The organism is Luteococcus struthionis (assembly GCF_048595755.1).
Classification (GTDB): Bacteria; Actinomycetota; Actinomycetes; order Propionibacteriales; family Propionibacteriaceae; genus Luteococcus.
This window is the reverse complement of sequence record NZ_CP184360.1, coordinates 3071996-3085999: the sequence shown is the minus strand read 5'-3', so window position 1 is coordinate 3085999 and position 14004 is coordinate 3071996. Positions and strand designations below refer to the sequence as shown.

The 14004-nt window shown below is 67.6% G+C and carries 12 protein-coding genes and 1 tRNA gene; 8 read left to right on the top strand and 5 right to left on the bottom strand.

From position 1 onward, the window contains the following. Nucleotides 1-5: 5 nt before the first annotated feature. The 5 genes from ACOAMO_RS14375 to ACOAMO_RS14355 form a co-directional block, all read right to left on the bottom strand. On the bottom strand, nucleotides 6-1955 hold the full coding sequence (locus ACOAMO_RS14375; RefSeq protein WP_420175423.1) for an amino acid transporter: 1950 nt from the start codon (nucleotides 1953-1955) through the stop codon (nucleotides 6-8). An 87-nt stretch (nucleotides 1956-2042) separates the two neighbouring features. Further along, nucleotides 2043-3644: a catalase gene (locus ACOAMO_RS14370; RefSeq protein WP_420175422.1), complete on the bottom strand. Its 1602-nt coding sequence runs from the start codon at nucleotides 3642-3644 to the stop codon at nucleotides 2043-2045. Between the two features lie 139 nt (nucleotides 3645-3783). Beyond that, entirely contained in the window at nucleotides 3784-5175 is a 1392-nt protein-coding gene (locus ACOAMO_RS14365) for a glycosyl hydrolase family 28-related protein (protein ID WP_420175421.1), read from the bottom strand. Between the two features lie 75 nt (nucleotides 5176-5250). Continuing rightward, nucleotides 5251-5324: transfer RNA gene (locus tag ACOAMO_RS14360), tRNA-Val, on the bottom strand. 41 nt (nucleotides 5325-5365) lie between these two features. Next, on the bottom strand, nucleotides 5366-5833 hold the full coding sequence (locus tag ACOAMO_RS14355) for a GatB/YqeY domain-containing protein (RefSeq protein WP_420175420.1): 468 nt from the start codon (nucleotides 5831-5833) through the stop codon (nucleotides 5366-5368). An 82-nt stretch (nucleotides 5834-5915) separates the two neighbouring features. Between ACOAMO_RS14355 and prfB the strand changes: the two genes are divergently transcribed. From prfB to ACOAMO_RS14315, 8 genes are all read left to right on the top strand, one after another. Further along, nucleotides 5916-7025: a peptide chain release factor 2 gene (gene prfB, locus ACOAMO_RS14350; RefSeq protein ID WP_420175419.1), complete on the top strand. Its 1110-nt coding sequence runs from the start codon at nucleotides 5916-5918 to the stop codon at nucleotides 7023-7025. Nucleotides 7026-7212: 187 nt separating this feature from the next. Continuing rightward, complete coding sequence (ftsE, locus tag ACOAMO_RS14345) at nucleotides 7213-7899, top strand: cell division ATP-binding protein FtsE (RefSeq protein ID WP_420175418.1); 687 nt, start codon at nucleotides 7213-7215, stop codon at nucleotides 7897-7899. A 32-nt stretch (nucleotides 7900-7931) separates the two neighbouring features. Further along, the gene (gene ftsX / locus ACOAMO_RS14340; protein ID WP_420175417.1) at nucleotides 7932-8834 is read left to right on the top strand and encodes a permease-like cell division protein FtsX; all 903 of its coding nucleotides are present in this window, start codon (nucleotides 7932-7934) and stop codon (nucleotides 8832-8834) included. 39 nt (nucleotides 8835-8873) lie between these two features. After that, the gene (locus ACOAMO_RS14335) at nucleotides 8874-10370 is read left to right on the top strand and encodes a peptidoglycan DD-metalloendopeptidase family protein (RefSeq protein ID WP_420175416.1); all 1497 of its coding nucleotides are present in this window, start codon (nucleotides 8874-8876) and stop codon (nucleotides 10368-10370) included. 104 nt (nucleotides 10371-10474) lie between these two features. Then, complete coding sequence (gene smpB / locus ACOAMO_RS14330) at nucleotides 10475-10951, top strand: SsrA-binding protein SmpB (RefSeq protein ID WP_420175415.1); 477 nt, start codon at nucleotides 10475-10477, stop codon at nucleotides 10949-10951. Next, nucleotides 10951-12780 carry a DUF2207 domain-containing protein gene (locus ACOAMO_RS14325; protein WP_420175414.1) on the top strand — a complete coding sequence of 610 codons (1830 nt, stop codon included), beginning with the start codon at nucleotides 10951-10953 and terminating at the stop codon, nucleotides 12778-12780. Before smpB ends, ACOAMO_RS14325 begins: the two co-directional genes overlap by 1 nt. Nucleotides 12781-12825: 45 nt before the next feature. Next, entirely contained in the window at nucleotides 12826-13194 is a 369-nt protein-coding gene (locus tag ACOAMO_RS14320; protein ID WP_420175413.1) for an FKBP-type peptidyl-prolyl cis-trans isomerase, read from the top strand. Nucleotides 13195-13268: 74 nt separating this feature from the next. Next, entirely contained in the window at nucleotides 13269-13916 is a 648-nt protein-coding gene (locus ACOAMO_RS14315) for a DUF1707 domain-containing protein (RefSeq protein ID WP_420175412.1), read from the top strand. The last annotated feature ends 88 nt before the right edge of the window (nucleotides 13917-14004 follow it).

The window sequence follows — 14004 nt, the reverse complement described above, 5'->3', positions numbered from 1 at the left end:
CCGGCTCATCCGACGTGCAGCTGGGGCCGCCAGCGCTCCTCCGGCTCCACCTTGCGCAGGATCTCGTGCACCAATGGGGGAGTGTCACCCTCGCCGGAGACCAGGAAGCGGGTCATGTTCTGCATCGGGCTGCGCTCCGACCACTCGAAGTAGCAGTGGGGAGGTTCGGGGGTTCGTCGGTTGACCTCCAGCAGCACCGCGGCCAACACATTGGGCACCGCCGTGCCGCTGGCGCGCAGCACACGATGACGGCCCACCCGCACGGCCGTGACCTCGACGGGCGCCTCGAAGTCAGAGGCATCGCCGATGGAGGCCTCCAGGAAGATCACCGAGGCGGTGCGCGGAATGTGGTTGTCAAGCCGCACCTCGAGCGCCTTGGCGTCGTACTCCGCCAGGTGCCCGCGGTGGCGCTTGTGTGCGATGAAGCGTAGCGGTTGTTCCTGCTGCACCGCCTCGCGCAGCATGCGTTCGGCGTCGGCATCCAGGGTGACGGCCGGGGCGCGCAACTCGGTGGAACGGCTGGCCCGGGACCACAGCGAGACCACCATGATCGCGGCCACGAACATCAGGGCGATCCACAATCCGCCGGGTTGGGTCAGCACGTTCTGCACGAAGGTGTAGACGAAGATGGCGCTGATCAGGCTGAAGTAGCCGCCGCTGAGCCAGTGTCTGCGGCGCAGCTCGGTCAGGGCGACGGCGACGGCCGCGGAGGTCATCAGGGCCAGCACCCCGGTGGCGTAGGCGGCGGCCTGGCCGTCGACGCTGGCTCGGAAGATGATGGTCACCAGCGAGGCGACGGCCCAGATCACCACCACCAAGGGCCGCACGGCGCGGGCCCATTCGGGGGCCATGCCGAAGCGTGGCAGGTACCGGGGGACCACGTTGAGCAGGCCGGCCAGGGCCGAGGCTCCGGCGAACCACAGGATGGCGATGGTGGCGACGTCGTAGGCGGTGCCGAAGCCCTCACCCAGGAATTCGTGGGCCACATAGGCCAGGGCACGACCATTCGCCTCACCACCTGGCTGGAATTCGGCCGCGGGGATGAGCAGGGTGGTGGCCAGCGAGGATCCGATCAGCAACACGCTCATCATCACGGCGGCGGTGGCCAGCAGCTTGCGGGTGTTGCGGATGCGTCCGGCAGGGTTGCCGCGGGTGTCGCTGGGATCACCCTTCACCTGGGGCATCACCAGCACGCCGGTCTCGAAGCCGGACAGGCCCAAGGCCAGCGCCGGGAAGACCAGCATGGCGGCCCCGAAGACGCCCAGCCAGTTGCCGTGGTCCTGCACCGCGACCGTGCTCCAGGTGGACAGCAGGCTGGGGTGGGTGACCACCTCCATCAGGCCCCGCACGATCACCACGACCGACAGCCCCAGGTAGCAGGCCACCAGCAGCACCGCGACGCCGATCGCCTCGCTGAAGCCCTTGAGGAAGACCGCTGCCAGCAGGCTCAACAGCATCAGGGTGACCAGCACCTGGCGTCCCTCCAGCGCATCCTTCAGCAGGGGATTCTCCACCATGTGCGCGGTGGCGTCGGCGGCCGAGAGCGTCATGGTGAAGATGAAGCCGGTGGCGATGAAGCCGATCAGGCTGAGCACCAGCACTTTGCTGGGCCAAAAGCTCAGCAGCCGTTCCAGCATCGACAGGGAGCCGTCGCCATTGGGGCTCTCCTTGGCGACGCAGCGGTACATGGGCAGCGCACCCAGCAGGGTGATGAGCACCAGCACCAGGGTGGCGACGGGCGCCAGATTGCCGGCGGCGATCGCGGCGATGCCGGGCTGGTAGCCCAGGGTGGAGAAGTAGTCCACGCCGGTCAGGCACATCACGGCGAACCAGGGCTTCACGTGGCTCTGGTTGAGCGCCTCGTCCGGGTCCTCGTAGGGGCCGGCCGCCTCGCTCTCGTCGCGCGCCAGGAACCAGTGCAGGAAACGGGTCTTGGTGCCCGTCGCGGTATTCACTGGAAAAGCGTAGGACTCCAGGTGGCAGATGACGCAGCGGGGCCCGACATCGTCACGATGCCGGGCCCCGCTGGAGACGGTGGTGGATCAGTGGGCCGCGTTGGTCTTCTCGTCCTTGATGGGCGACGGTGCGGCTTCCTGCTTGGCCTTGTCGGCCTCGCCTCCGGGGTTGCGGTTCTCCGCCTGGGCGGCCTCGACCTTGGCCTGGATCTGGGCGCCGGTGGTCTCGTCGACGGCCTTCCAGTAGGCGAAGGCCCGCTGCAGCACGTCGCCGGTCACGCCGCCGAGCAGGTGCCCGGCCACGGTGTCGACGAAGCGGGCGCGCTGCTCGTCGTCCCAGACCTCGCGCACCAGCGTGCCGGCCTGGCCGAAGTCGTCATCGTCGGCGCGCAACTCGTAGGCCTGGCGCACCATCTCGCCGTCGGACTCCCAGCTGTCCTCCACCTGGCCCACCTCGTCGGAGTAGGGACGTCCCATCGAGTTGGGGGCGTAGGTGGCGGCCATCTTGCCCTGCAGGTAATTCATCTGGCCGTCGATGGCGTAGAAGTTGTGGTTCTCCACGCCACGGGGCTGGTTGACCGGCAGCTGCTCAAAGTGGGTGCCGATGCGGGCGCGGGCAGCATCCGGGTAGGCGAAGACGCGCCCCAGCAGCATCTTGTCGGGGCTGAAGCCGATGCCGGGAACCAGGTTCGACGGGCTCATCGCCGACTGCTCGATCTGGGCGAAGAAGTTGTCCGGGTTCTTGTTCAGGGTCATGGTGCCCACCGGGATCAGCGGGTAGTCCGCGTGCGGCCACACCTTGGTGAGGTCGAAGGGGTTGAAGCGGTAGGTCTTGGCCTCCTCATAGGGCATGACCTGCACCGAGAGCTTCCACTGCGGGTGGTCGCCGCGCTCGATGGCATCCCACAGGTCGCGACGGTGGAAGTCGGCATCCTCGCCGGCGATCTCGGTGGCGCGCTCACCCGAGAGACCCTCGACGCCCTGCTGGCTGTGGAAGTGGTACTTCACCCAGAAGCGTTCGCCGGCCGCGTTGATCCACATGTAGGTGTGCGATCCGTAACCGTTCATGTGGCGGTAGGTCTTGGGCAGACCCCGATCACCCATCAGGTAGGTCACCTGGTGGGCACTTTCGGGATTGAGGCTCCAGAAGTCCCACTGCATGTTGTTGTCACGCAGCCCATTGCCGGGCAGGCGCTTCTGCGAGGCGATGAAGTGCGAGAACTTCTGCGGGTCACGCACGAAGAAGATGGGGGTGTTGTTGCCCACCAGGTCGTAGTTGCCCTCGGAGGTGTAGAACTTCAGGCTGAAACCGCGCACGTCGCGCCAGGTGTCGGGCGAGCCCATCTCTCCGGCAACGGTGCTGAAGCGGGCCAGCATCTCGGTCTTGACCCCGGGCTGGAAGAGTGCGGCGCGGGTGTACTGGCTCACGTCGTGAGTGGTCTCGAAGACGCCGAAGGCACCCGAGCCCTTGGCGTGCGGGCGACGCTCGGGCACATTGGTCCGGTTGAAGTGCGCCAAGGTCTCCACCAGGTGCACGTCGTGGAGCAGCAGGGGACCGTTGGGGCCCACGGACAGGGAATTGCGGTCGCTCACGGCGGGAGCGCCGTTGGAGCGGGTCGAGCCGGTGGGCTGGGCGCCCTCGGGGAGCGGCCCAAGGGTGGTTTCCTGCGGAACATGACGATCGGTCATCGTACGAGTCCTTTCTCGACTGGCACTGGGTGTCAGTGCGTTACCCATCCTAATCTGGAATCATTCCAGAAAATTCCCGGGTGGGGGCGGTTTCGCAGGAATCGTTCCGAGAAGAGGCCCGGGCCTGGGGTCGCGTCGCTCAGCGACGCAGCCGCGAGCGCAGGCTGGCGGCGAGCCTGGCCAGACCGTCCCGGGAGGTCCGCAGCAGGGGGTTGACACCGGTCTGCACCCGGGTGGCCATCTTCCAGGCATTCCCGTCGACGGGCTGCCCCTGGGCGTCGACCCAGTCGGAACCGGTCCACCAGATCGCATGCCCCAAGCGCGTGTCGAAGAACTGCGCTCCGACATGTGCCTCGTCGTCACCCAGCTGGGGGCGCCTCCATCCCGAGCCGGTGGAGACCCAGGCCTGGCCCAGGCCCGCACGGTTCATGGTGCTGGCCAGCACTGGCTGCGACGCGCCCGGCGCCCCCTCGGGGGCCTCGACCAGGCTGCCGGGCGGCAGGGGCCGCTCGTGGTGCCGCACGTCCGGGTGGCGCAGCACGTCATGCCACGAGTCGCCGCCGATCTGCACCCTGGGCGCGCTGGCGCTCGCCTTCCAGCGGTAGGCGAGGGTCGGTTGGCCCGCCTGGCCGCCCTTGAACTTGTTGGCGTTGGCGCTGAGCCCGCCCCCGCGGGCACCGGACAGGTCGATCCAGGCCTGGTGGTTGTTCACGTAGACCTGGCAGCCGGTGGCCAGCACTTGGGGGCCATCCCCGCTGGCCAGCACGCCATGGGAGCCGACGGTGCGGGTCTCCATGTAGACGCCGAACATGCTCAGCTGCATCGCACTTCCCAGGCTGATGCCGGTGCGGTACTGCTCGATCGCCCCGCCGTGGAGGCTCAGCAGTGAGCGGTCGACCATCTCGATGCCGGTGCCATTGCTGCTGCCGTCCGCCAGGAGGCCGGAGATCCGTATGTTGTGCAGGCTGACGTTGTAGCAGTACTCCACGCGCATCGCCGTCTGGTTGTTCCACAGGCTGCAGTGGTTGATGTGGGCGTACCAGCACTTCGACAGGTCGATGCCCAGCTCGGTGTGCCAGATCGTCACCTCGTCCAGGACGACGGCAGAGGAGTCCCGGGCGCTGATGCCGACGCTGCCCGACACGGTGTCTCCCGGCCCCATCAGGCGCAGCTCACGCACGTGCGAGCAGGGCGCAAGCTGCAGGACGGCGCCCGCATGGCTGGCGACGATCTGCACACCCCGCAGGAAGCGCGCGCTGACCCCGCTGTTGGAACCGCTGCCGCGGAAGGTCTGCTGGGGCAGGCCCCGCAGCGGGGCGGAGATGCGGTAGGTGCCCAGGGGAAAGTAGACCGTACCGCCTTCGCCGGCCGCCTCGACGGCGCGCTGGATCGCTTCCGTGTCGTCAGTGCTGCCGTCACCGGTGGCGCCGAACTCTCGCACACTGGTCCACGTGCGGTAGGCGTCATCGACGTCGGGGGCCAGCTGCTGCAGGCCGACGAGGGGCTGGTCACTGTGGTCTGAGGCTGCCATGCAGTGATCCTGCCACGCGCCGGTGACAGATCGCTCAGGTAACTTCATGCCGGGAAGGGGCCGTTTCGAAATCGGTGGGCGCAGAGGGACTCGAACCCCCGACTCCCTGCTTGTAAGGCAGGTGCTCTAACCAACTGAGCTATGCGCCCGGGCATGCCGACCCATTAAAGCACGCGGGTCGGCGGGTGGATCAGGCCAAGGCGGCCTTCACCAGGCCGGAGACGGTCTTGCCGTCGGCGCGGCCCTGGGTGCGTTGGTTGACGGCCTTCATCACCTGGCCCATCTGGCGCATCGTGGGCTTCTCCCCGTTGGGGCCGGTGGCGGCGGCGACCTCCTCGGTGATGATGGCGCGCAGCTCGTCCTCGTCCATCGCCTCGGGCAGGTAGCGCTGCAGGAACTCGGCCTCGGAGGTCTCCTTGGCGGCCAGCTCGGGGCGTCCACCCTGGGCGTAGGCCTCGGCGGAGTCCTTGCGCTTGTTCACCTCCTTGGTGACCACACCGATCTCCTCGGCGTCGGTCAGCTCGCGGGCCGTGGCACCAGCCACCTCCTGGGTGTGGATGGCTGCCAGAGCCATCCTCAGATTGCTCTTGGCGGCCTCGTCCCGGGTCTTCATCGCCACGACGAGGTCGGCCTGCAGCTGGTTCTTGAGTGCTCCCACGATGGGTTCCTTTCGACGGCAGGCAAGTGTATCGCGCGCAGGGTGGGGCCCCGTGGCGAGCATCCGGGTAGACTCCGTTGACGTGGCTCTTGCAGATCTTCCAGACGTACTCAGCAACCTCGAGGCTTCCCTGAAGCAGATCGAGGCCGTTCTCGACCCCGAATCCAAGAAGGTCGAGATCTCCGAGCTCGAGCAGCAGGTCTCCGCACCCGACCTGTGGGATGACCAGGCCAACGCCCAGCGAGTCACCTCACGACTGTCGGCCCTGCAGTCCGACGTGGAGCGGCTCGACGAGCTGCACACTCGCCTCGAGGAAGCAGCGCTGATGATCGAGATGGCCGGCGACGAAGGCGACGCCGAGGCCGCCGCCGACGTCGAGAAGGAGGTCGAGAAGCTCAAGCAGGACATCGCGGGGCTGGAGATCCGCACCCTGCTGTCGGGTGAGTACGACGAGCGTGACGCGGTGGTCACCATCCGCGCCGGTGCCGGTGGCGTCGATGCTGCCGACTTCGCGGAGATGCTGCTGCGCATGTACACCCGCTGGGCCGAACGCAATGGCTTCAACGTGAAGGTGATGGACACCTCCTACGCGGAGGAGGCGGGGCTGAAGTCGGTGACCTTCGAGGTCAGCGGGCCCTTCGCCTACGGAACGCTGTCGGTGGAGGGCGGCACCCACCGCTTGGTGCGCATCAGCCCCTTCGACAACCAGGGCCGTCGCCAGACCTCCTTCGCCGCGGTCGAGGTGCTCCCGCTCATCGAGGACACCGACCACATCGACGTGCCCGAGTCGGACATCCGCGTCGACGTCTTCCGCTCCTCGGGCCCCGGTGGGCAGTCGGTCAACACCACCGACTCCGCGGTGCGCATCACCCACCTTCCCACCGGCCTGGTGGTCTCGATGCAGGACGAGAAGAGTCAGATCCAGAACCGTGCCGCCGCGATGCGCGTGCTGCAGTCGCGCCTGCTGCTGCTCAAGAAGCAGGAGGAGGACGCCAAGAAGAAGGAACTGGCCGGCGACGTGAAGGCCAGCTGGGGCGACCAGATGCGCTCCTACGTGCTCAACCCGTACCAGATGGTCAAGGACCTGCGCACCAACCATGAGGTGGGCAATCCCGAGGCCGTCTTCGACGGAGAGATCGATGGCTTCATCGACGCGGGTATTCGCTGGCGCATGCAGGATCACGACGACTGATCCCGCAACTTCCGCAAGGGCGATGATTCCTTGTGGGGCAAGGTTTTCCCGGGGCATGGTGTCGGGTGGTCGAACTCCCGGTGTCAGCTGTGTGTCAAGTTGCGGCCGGGGCAAGCCATGCCCCTAGACTCGCTGGCGGCCGTGGGATCGCCTTGATCCTTCCCCCAGACGCGGCCGAGGAAGCATCGTGATCACCTTCGAGGACGTCACCAAGTTCTACGGCGGCCAGGACCGGCCTGCCCTGAAGAACGTCAATGTCCAGATCGACGAGGGCGAGTTCGCCTTCCTGGTGGGGCAGTCCGGTTCCGGCAAGTCCACCTTCATCCGGCTCGTGCTGCGTGAATACCGCCCCACCATGGGCAGCATCCACGTGGGCGGCAAGGACGTGGGGCGTCTGCGCAGCTGGAAGGTGCCCGAGCTGCGTCGCCAGATCGGCACGGTCTTCCAGGACTTCCGGCTGCTGCCGGGCAAGTCGGTGTACGAGAACGTCGCCTTCGCGATGCAGGTGATCGGCAGGCCCACCAGCCAGATCCGCCAGGTGGTGCCCGAGACGCTGGAGCTGGTGGGGCTGTCCGGCAAGGAGCACCGAGTGCCCGAGGAGTTGTCCGGCGGTGAGCAACAGCGCGTCGCGATCGCGAGGGCCTTCGTGAACCGCCCCCAGATCCTGCTGGCCGACGAACCCACCGGCAACCTCGACCCGGTCAGCAGCGTCGGCATCATGAAGTTGCTGGACCGCATCAACCGGACCGGCACGACCGTGGTCATGGCCACCCATGACTCGAGCATCGTGGACCAGATGCGCCGTCGGGTGATCGAACTCGAGGGCGGCTCCATCGTGCGTGACCAGACCAAGGGTGTCTACGGCAGCGCCTGAGCCTGCCCGCCACCCGAAAGGAAGAACAAGCAATGCGTCACACCCTCCGCGAGACCTGGTCTGGTCTTCGCCGCAACGGTTCCATGACCTTGGCCGTGATCGTCACCATGTGGGTCAGCCTGAGCCTTTTCGGGGCCGGCCTGATGACCATGCAGCAGGTCGACCTCATCAAGGGCAAGTGGTACGACAAGATCGAGATCAGCCTCTTCATGTGCGTCAAGGACTCCCAGGGCGGCACCTGCGAGCCCGGCAAGGACGTGACCCAGGCCCAACGGGAGCAGATCAAGCAGCGCCTGGAGGCCCACCCCGAGGTCCAGGAGGTCTTCTACGAAAGCCGCGAAGAGGCCTATGAGGAGTTCAAGAAGACCTTCTCCGACTCCCCGATCCTGGATTCGCTGACCGTCGACCAGATGCAGGACTCCTTCCGGGTGAAACTGAAGGATCCAGCGCAATATGCCGGCGTGGTGGAGCAGGCCAAGGTCATGCCGGGGGTGCAGAACGTGCAGGACCTGCACAAGGTGCTCGACCCGCTGTTCAACTGGTTGCGGGCCCTGCAGTGGGGCACGATCGGGCTGAGTGTCCTGTTGCTGCTGGCGGCGGCCCTGCAGATCGGCAACACCATTCGGATGGCGGCCTTCAGTCGCCGCCGCGAGCTGGGCATCATGCGCCTGGTGGGCGCCTCGAACAGCTACATCATGCTGCCCTTCCTGCTGGAGAGCCTGGTGGCAGGGCTGGTCGGCGCAGCGCTGGCCTGCGCCACCCTGGCCTTCGGCTACTGGTCGATCATCGTGAAGAATGCTGAAGTCTCGATTCAGGCTCTACGGTGGATCACGTGGCAGCACGCCGGCCTGGCCATGGCCGCGGTTGTCCTGGTGGCTGTTCTGCTGGCTATCATTCCCACGCTGCTCGCAACCAGGAAGTCCCTGAGGGTCTGAGTGTCCCGCAGCAAGTGCGAGGCTGGAACGAGGAAAAACGTGACTGGGTTGACCACTGATGCCTTCGGTCGTGTGAGCTGTGGTGACCCCCGGGCCACGGGGCGGGTGACCCGTCTGTTCCTGGTTGCCGCGGCCGTCACCTCGCTGGGGCTGGGGCAACTGCCGCAGGCCCACGCCGAGGACCTCATCGACGACCGCGACCGGATCAACTCCGAGCTCGCGGACTCGCGCGATGACCTGGAGACCTTCTCGGCCGAGCTGAACGAGGCCGCCGCAGCCCTGGACGAGTCCAAGTCGAAGCTCGCCACGGCGCGCAAGACCCTGGCCCAGGCGCAGCGCCAACGCAACCGGGCCCAGGCCAAGGACAAGCAGTTGGCCGCCGACCTCAAGGCTGCCCGCGCCCGGCTCTCCCAGGCCAAGGCCGACGTGGCCGCCAACCAGAAGGCACTGGATGCCGAGGCCAAGGTGATCGGGGCCAGCGTGCGCGAGACGCACCAGCAGAACACCGAGTTGATGGGCATCGCCGCCTTCGTCACCGACGCCGAGATCAGCGACGTGAACCAGGCCATGCAGTGGTCGACGACCATCTTCAACGCCACCCAGGCCCAGATGGACCGGCTGCAGGCCCTGCACGCCAAGCTGCAGAATGCCCAGCGCGCCCAGACCAAGGCCGAACAGGAGGTGGCGGCCGACCGTGCCGCCGCAGCCAAGCAACTCGAGGCCACCCGTGAGGCGGAGGCCACGGCCGACCGCGCCGCTGCCACCGTCGCCACGCTGGTGAAGAGCCATTCCGCGGCGGAGGATGCAGCGGCCGAAAAGGTTGCGGCGGAGAAGGAGAAGCAGGCGATCCTGGAGAAGGAGTCGCGCCAGGTGGAGGCTCGCATCGCCGAGCGCGTCGCCGAGCAGAAGGCGAAGGCCAAGGCGCAGCGCGAGGCCAAGGCCAGGCAAGAGGCTGCTGCCAAGGCTCGTGAGGAGGCCGACCGGGCAGAGGAGGCAGCCAAGCAGGCGGCACGGCGTCGGGCTGCCGATGCGAAGGCCAAGGCCGACGAGGCCCAGCGGGCCGCCAAGGCCGCCCAGCGGGCCACGGAGCAGGAGCGCAGCGCCCCCGCTGTCGAGGCACCCGAGCCCGCCACGGACCAAGGCGGTGGCTGGTCGGCGCCGGTCAACGGGCCGGTCACCTCGCAGTTCGGCCAGCGCCTCCACCCCGTGTTGAAGATCTGGAAGCTGCACGACGGGATGGACTACGGGGCGGCCTGCGGCACGCCGATCGTCGCCCCGCGTGACGGGGTGGTCACCGAGAGCTACTTCAATGCCGGCTACGGAAACCGGCTGATCGTCGACCACGGCAGCGTCGACGGGAAGTTCATGACCACCAGCTACAACCACGCCACGCACTACGTCGTCAGCCCCGGTCAGCGGGTCCGCCGCGGCCAGGTGCTGGGACAGGTGGGCAACACCGGCTACTCGACGGGCTGCCACCTGCACCTGATGACCTGGGCCGACGGGCAGCTGGTCAACCCCGCCGACTACTTCTGAGTCGCGAGCTCGCCGTCCTTCGTGCACCGGCTAGGGTGAGGCGGGATCGGCGTAGTCTTGGCACGATCGGCAGCAGGAGCAGGACGAATCAGCAGGGGAGCAAGGTGCCACGCGAAAAGGGCCGCAAACTCATCGCCCAGAACAAGAAGGCGCATCACGACTACCACCTCGGGCAGAAGTTCGAGGCGGGCATGGTGCTGACCGGCACTGAGGTGAAGAGTCTGCGCAATGGTCGGGCGTCCCTGGTGGATGCCTTCGCCACCATCGACGACGGCGAGGTGTGGCTGCGCAATGCACACATTCCCGAGTACGCCTTCGGGACGTGGACCAACCATGCCACCCGCCGCAATCGCAAGCTGCTGCTGAACCGCCGTGAGATCGACAAGCTTCAGCGAGAGATCGGCAGCTCCGGCCGGACCATCGTGCCGTTGAGCATCTACTTCAGTGACGGCTACGCCAAGGTCGAGATCGCGGTGGGCACCGGCAAGAAGGAATGGGACAAGCGCCAGACCATCGCCGAGCGCGACATGCGCCGCGACATGGAACGAGACCTGGCCGAGCGCAACAGAAGGCGTCGTTGATGGCATCGCCGCTGCGTCGCTCGTTGGGGCTGGTGGCCGCGCTGCTGCTGGCCACCCTCTCTGTGCTGCAACCGGTTCCGGCTCACGCGCTGGGCGATTCCGTCGACTCCTGGCACATCGACTACCAGGTGGGACGCGACGGGCGGGTCCGGGCCACCGAGACGTTGGTCTACCGCTTCGGCAATGTGGGCCGACAGCAGGGCATCACGCGCAGCTTCGTGGTGCGGGAGGACTACGACGACGAGCACGATGCCGTCTACGGCATCGAGAACGTGCGGGTCAGCAGTCCCGACGCCTCCTCGCAGTATTCCCGGCAGGTCGACGAGCAGGGGCGCGTGGAATTTCTGACCTTGCGCATCGGCACTCCCGGCCGCTACATCCAGACGCGCACCGCCACCTACACCCTCAGCTATGAGGTCACCGGGGCCATGCGCAGTTCCGGCAGCTACGACGAATTCCTGTGGGACGCCATCAGCGGCGAGACGCCGCCGGTGAACGACATTCGAGTGACCGCAACCGTGCCCGGGGGAGTGCAGGACGTCTTCTGCTCCTCGGCCCCGCCAGGGCAGTCCCAGCGCTGTACCAGCTCCGAGCTGGTGGACGGCAAGGCCACCTGGACCCAGGACCACAAGGCGCCCGGCGAGGTGCTGACGATCTCCACCCAGATCGGTGCCGGCCAGCTCGCGGCCAACCAGCCCACGCTGGTCACCCGTGCCGATGCTGCCGAACAGATGGCCCAGAAGGCGGGCCTGGGTGCCGGGCTGCTCAGCGCCGTCATCTCCCCGATCCTGGGCCTGGCCTACTGGCGGCGCCGGGGACGCGACCTGCGATTCGTCGGCCTGCCGCCGGGAGTGGTGCCCGGGCCGGGGGAGACGGCGCGCCAGAAGCCCAGCGGCAAGGTGGAGATCCCGGTCGCCTTCAGCCCGCCCAAGATCAGCGTCGCCGAGGCGGGGCTGCTGGCCGACGGCCAGCTGGACACCAAGGAGACCACCGCCACCCTGGTCGACCTGGCGGTGCGCGGGGCGGTGCGGTTGTCCAGCGACCGCGACACCGCACGGGTCTCCCTGGTCGACTTCTCCAAGGCCGCCGAACCCCACGAACAGGTGCTCTTGCAGCGGCTCTTCCGACGCTCCGTCGATGGTGAGATCGACCTGTCCCGACGAGGCAGCCTCTACATCGCCCACTCGGCCATGGTCACCAGCGTGCGCAACCAGGTGGCCAGTCGTCGCTGGTTCACCAGCAATCCCACCGCGGCGGGTGCCGGCGCCGGGTGCTCCGGCTTCCTCATGCTCGGCTTTGCCTGGCTCTTCTTCGGCGGCGGGTCGATGTCTGCGTTGTGGCTGCTGGCCCCGGTGGTGCCAGCGGTGCTCACCATGATGGTGGTGCGCGCCCGGATGCAACGCGGGCAGCGCACCGGCCTGGGCCGAGCTCTCACCGACCAGATCGAGGGCTTCCGCACCTATCTGGCCACAGCCGAGGCCGACCAGCTGAGGTTCGAGGAGGGCGAGGACATCTTCTCGCGCTACTTGCCCTGGGCGATCCTGTTCGGCCTGACCGAGCGCTGGGCAGACCTGTGCGCCGAACTGGTGCGGATGGGGCGGCTGAGTGCCGAGCCGCCGGTCTGGTACTACGGCCCCTACGACCACTGGAACTTCTACGTCTTCACCAACACCCTGAACACCATCGACCACTCCGCGGCCCCGCCGATGCCGGCACCGTCCTCGATCGGCACCTCCGGTACCGGTTTCGGTGGCGGTTCGGCCTTCGGCGGCGGGGGCGGGGGCTTCTCCGGCGGTGGCGGCGGCGGTGGCGGCGTCGGCAGCTGGTGATCGGCGACGAGCCAGCCGCCCGTGCGGTGTGGCAGTCTGGACGCCATGACTGAAAAGCCTGAGATCGACTTCCCCGAGGGCCCCGCGCCCACCGACCTTGAGATCACCGACATCGTCGTGGGCGACGGCCCCGAGGCCAAGGCCGGCATGGCCGTGGCGGTGCACTACGTGGGTGTGGCCTTCTCCACCGGTGAGGAGTTCGACGCGAGCTATGGCCGTGGTCCGCTGCAGTTCCGGCTGGGTGCCGGACAGGTCATCAGCGGCTGGGACACCGGCATCCAGGGCATGAAGGTGGGCGGCCGACGCAAGCTGGTCATCCCGCCGCACCTCGCCTACGGCGAGCGTGGCGCCGGCGGCGTCATCGCCCCCGGGGAGAGCCTGATCTTCGTCTGTGACCTGCTCGGCGTTCGCTGAATCATGCTGATTCCGGGGCAGCCTCAGGGCTGCCCCGGATGGTGTGCACGCTCCTGCCGAGCAAGACTGGAAGCATGCCCACCACCATCGCGCCCCTTGGAAAGTCGCTCACCATGCCGTCCCCGTTCGAACACCCGTCGCTGGCCCTCCCGGTCACCGAAGAGCAGCGTGAACGCAGCCTGGCCTACCTGCAGCAGGCATATGCCGAGGGGCGTCTGACCATCTACGAACTCGACCAGCGCGTCGAGACCGTGCTGGGCGCCACCAATCGGCGTGAAATGAACCAGGCCTTCACCGGTCTGGCACGCATTCCGGTGGGTACCGGTGCGTCGCTGTTGCTGCGACGGCCTGGAAACCAGCCCGGCCCGGTCAGCCGGGTGGGGGCCACCGTCGCGCACCTGAGTGGGCTGGGCACCAGCGTCGTGGGCCCGGCCATCGTCTATGCGGTCTCGCCCCACGGTGGGTACACGCGCAGGGAGGCGGCCAAGGCCTTCAACTTCCAACTCATCGCGCTGCTGGTGCTGGGCTCCACGGCGCTGGTCACCCAGGGGTGGCTCTGGACCAGTCTGTTGGCGCTGCCCTGGTTGCTGTTGACCGTCGCGGGCATCGCTCATGCCGGTGGGGGAGACGACTGGCGCAATCCCGTCACCCGGGTGCTGCCGCTGAAGCTGCTCGACGAGGGTCGTCCGTTGGGACAGCGGCCTCGGGAACTGGGCCGCTGAGCCCTGCCGAGGTGGCTGCCCGCACAGCCGTCGCGGAATATTCGTTGGCGTGGCGGGCGTTGCACCGGTAAGCTAGTGCGACCGGGTT